Raw genomic sequence first — 3,238 nt, 5'->3', positions numbered from 1 at the left:
GGGGCCGGCGGGGCGGTGGGCAACGGGTGCTCGCCACTGTCCTGGGCCCGGGCGGCGCGGGACTGGCGCTGGAAGGCGCCGATCGCCGCACCCGAGCGCCGCACCGGGCAGTCGGTGCGCTCGACCAGGCCCGCGGGCGGGGCGGCGGTCCCGGCGGCGGGCCGCTCGACCCACGGCGACCGCTCCGGCGGGGGCACCCGCAGCTCGGCCGCCAGGCTGGCCTGCCGGACGCGCTGCGGCAGCGGGGCCTGGTCGCCCTCGGCCGGGCTGAACGGCACCGAGGTCCGGTACTCGCGGCGCTGCCGGCGCTCGGCCAGCCGGTAGTGGTCGGCCGGGCGGTACTGCTCGTCGGCGTACGGGGCCTCGGCCTCGGTGACCCTGGCGTAGGCGATGTCCGGGTAGGCCGGGACGTCCAGGGCGGGTGCCGGATCGGCCGGGGAGCTGTGCTCGATCGGCTGCTCCGGCCGGACCGACGGCCCGGAGGAGTGGGACGGCTCGGAGCCGAAGGCCTGCCCGGACTCGAAGGGCTGCCCGGACCCGTACGGCTGGTAGGGCTGCTCCTGCGGGAAGGGCTGTTCGGGCTGGTAGGGCTGCTCCTGCGGGAACGGCTGCTCCTGCGGGAACGGCTGCCCGTGCGGGAACGGCTGTCCCTGCGGGAACGGCGCCTCCGGCAGCGGGATCTCGTGGACGGTGGCTTCCGGCTCGGCCCCGGCGGTCGTCCCGGCGGTCGTCTCCGCGCCCGTATCGACACTCGCCCCGGTGTCCGCCCCGACGCCCGTCGAGGAGAGCGGCAGCGGCAGCGGCACCGGAGCGGCCTGCGGGACGAAGCCGCCCTGGCCGAAGGAGTCCTGGCCGAAGGAGTCCACCGGCGCGACCGGCGGACCGGCCGGCACCGGGGCGGGCGTCTCGTCGGAGGCCGAGCGCACGGCCCGGCGCGAGCGGCGCACCAGCGGGATGGGCTCGGTGGCCGTGCCGCCGGCGCCGTCCGGCAGCCCGGTGTCGCCCTCGATGACCAGCTCGTCCGGGACGAGCACGACCGCCCGGGTGCCGCCGAAGGCGGACGGGCGGAACTCGATCCTCAGCCCGTGCAGGGCGGCCAGCCGGGAGACCACGTGGAAGCCGAGGCGGATGTCGTCGGCCCGGGCCAGCACGTCGGTGCGCGGCGGGCGGCTCATCAGCTCGTTGGCGGCGTCGTACTGCTCCGGGTCCATGCCCAGGCCCCGGTCCTCGATCTCGATCGCGAGCCCACGGCCGACCACGGCGGCGCGCACCTCGACCGGCGTGGGCGGCTTGGAGAAGGTGGTGGCGTTCTCCATCAGCTCGGCGAGCACGTGCGCCACCGGGCCGACGGCCCGTTCGGACAGCCACGGGTCGCCCTCGATGTCGATCGAGATCCGGCGGTAGTCCTGCACCTCGCCCTGCGCGGCGCGCAGCACGTCCAGCAGCGGGACGGGCTTGCGCCAGCGCCGCTGCGGCTGGCCGCCGGCCATGATGACGAGGTTCTCCTCGTACCGGCGCAGGCGGGCGGTGAGGTGGTCGAGGTCGAAGAGGCCCTCCAGGACCTCCGGGTCGTCGTGCTTGCGCTCCAGTTCGTCCAGCTTGCGCAGCTGGCGGCCGATCAGCAGCTGGGTGCGGCGGGCGATGCGCTGGAGCAGCCGCTCGAAGCCGCGGTGCTGCTCGGCCTGGCCGACGGCGGACTCCAGGGCGGCGGAGCGGGCCAGGTTGAGCGCCTGGCCGAGCCGGGCCAGCTCGTCGGTGCCGTTGCCGTGCGGGCCGGCCGTGATGGTGCGGGTCTCGGCCTCGACGTCCACCTGCTCGCCGCGGCCGAGGCGCTCGACCACCTCGGGCAGGGTGCGCCGCATCTCCTCGGCCTGGGTGTGCAGGTCCTTGATGCGGCGGCGCAGCGAGCGGCTCAGGCGCCAGGAGGCGATGACGACCGCGACGACCGTGATCAGGCCGATGACGGTGGTCAGCACGACCCGGGTGAGCATGCCGATGATGGCGCTCTTGGCGACCTCGATGATGCCGTTGGTGCGGTCCTCGATGGCCTTGACCAGTGGCGGGTTGAGCCCGTCGAGGGCCTGGCGCCACTGGTCCTGGGTGGCCGGGAGCCTGACGGTGCCGGCGGCGTCGGCGGCGGTGGGCTTGAGCAGGGCCTGCTCGACGGCGGCCTTGGCCTGCCAGGACGGGCTGTTGACCAGGTCGCGCCAGGCCGGTGCTTCGGCGTCCGGGATGTACGGCAGGACCTGGACGTTGAGCAGGTGGTCCTGCGCGCCGATCAGCTGCTGGACCTGCTGGTAGTCGGTGGCGGACAGCCGCCCGGTGGGCCAGCCGCGGGCCAGGACGGCGTCCTCGCGGGAGATCATCTCCTTGGCCCAGAAGGAGTTGACCAGGGTCTTGGAGAGCCAGGTGACCTCGCCGGTGTCGACCCGGCTGAGCGTGGTGAACAGCCGCAGGTCGACGCTGATCAGGTCGGTGTAGTAGGCGAAGACGCTCTGCTGGTCGGTGGTGGCGCGGTCGACGGCGGCACGCTGTTCGGCCAGCTTGCCCATGGCCTGGCGGGCCTCGGCGACGGCGGAGCGGACCTCGGCGGGGGCGTTGTCGGCGGTCGCCCCGGAGAGGGTCTGGAACTGCCGCACCGCGTCGTCGGTCAGCTGGCGCTGGCGGCGCAGCTGGTCGGCGTTGGAGCCGGGCCGGGCGAGCGCCTCGGCGCTGAGCCGGCGCTCCTCCTGGAGGTTGTAGTAGACGATGTTGGACGGTTGGCCGGCCTTCTGCGCGACGGTGGCCTGGTCGGCCAGTCGCTGGAAGTCGGCGATGGTCTCACCGCTGGTCACGGCCCAGAGGGCGGCCAGGGCGATGCTGGGGACGACGGCCAGGACGAGCAGCGCCGTCCGCAGGGACAGGCGTGGACGCCTGCGGGGGCCCTTCGGCGTCGGGGGCCGCCGATTCGCACGCGCGCGCAGAGCTGACTCCTTGGGACTGGCGGCCGGCCGGTGAGGGGCGGGCCGTCCGGGCACGGTTTTTTGACGAAGCGATACTAGTCATACCGTGTGATTGGAGTGAAAAACCGTTCGCTGCCTGGGCCGTGCTTGCACACGCGGTGAACACAGGGTCACTCGCCCGTTGACGGTGCGTATGCGGAGGGGGTGGTTCCGGGCCTGCTCGACACAGTGTCGGCGCGGCGCCCGGCCGGCGGGTGGCCGGGGTGTGAAAACTGTGTGACGCCCCGTCGTGCGGC

The 3,238-nt window shown here is 74.3% G+C and carries 1 protein-coding gene; it reads right to left on the bottom strand.

What is annotated here, in order from left to right:
- Window positions 1-2,834 (bottom strand): nitrate- and nitrite sensing domain-containing protein (locus ACIQOV_RS34135; protein WP_401054670.1); only part of this gene is annotated, 2,834 nt, incomplete at its 3' end.
- Between the last annotated feature and the right edge of the window lie 404 nt (window positions 2,835-3,238).

This window comes from Kitasatospora sp. NPDC091257 (assembly GCF_044757675.1).
Classification (GTDB): Bacteria; Actinomycetota; Actinomycetes; order Streptomycetales; family Streptomycetaceae; genus Kitasatospora; species Kitasatospora lactacystinica.
The sequence above is the reverse complement of the archived record's forward strand: the minus strand, read 5'-3'. Positions and strand labels throughout refer to the sequence as shown.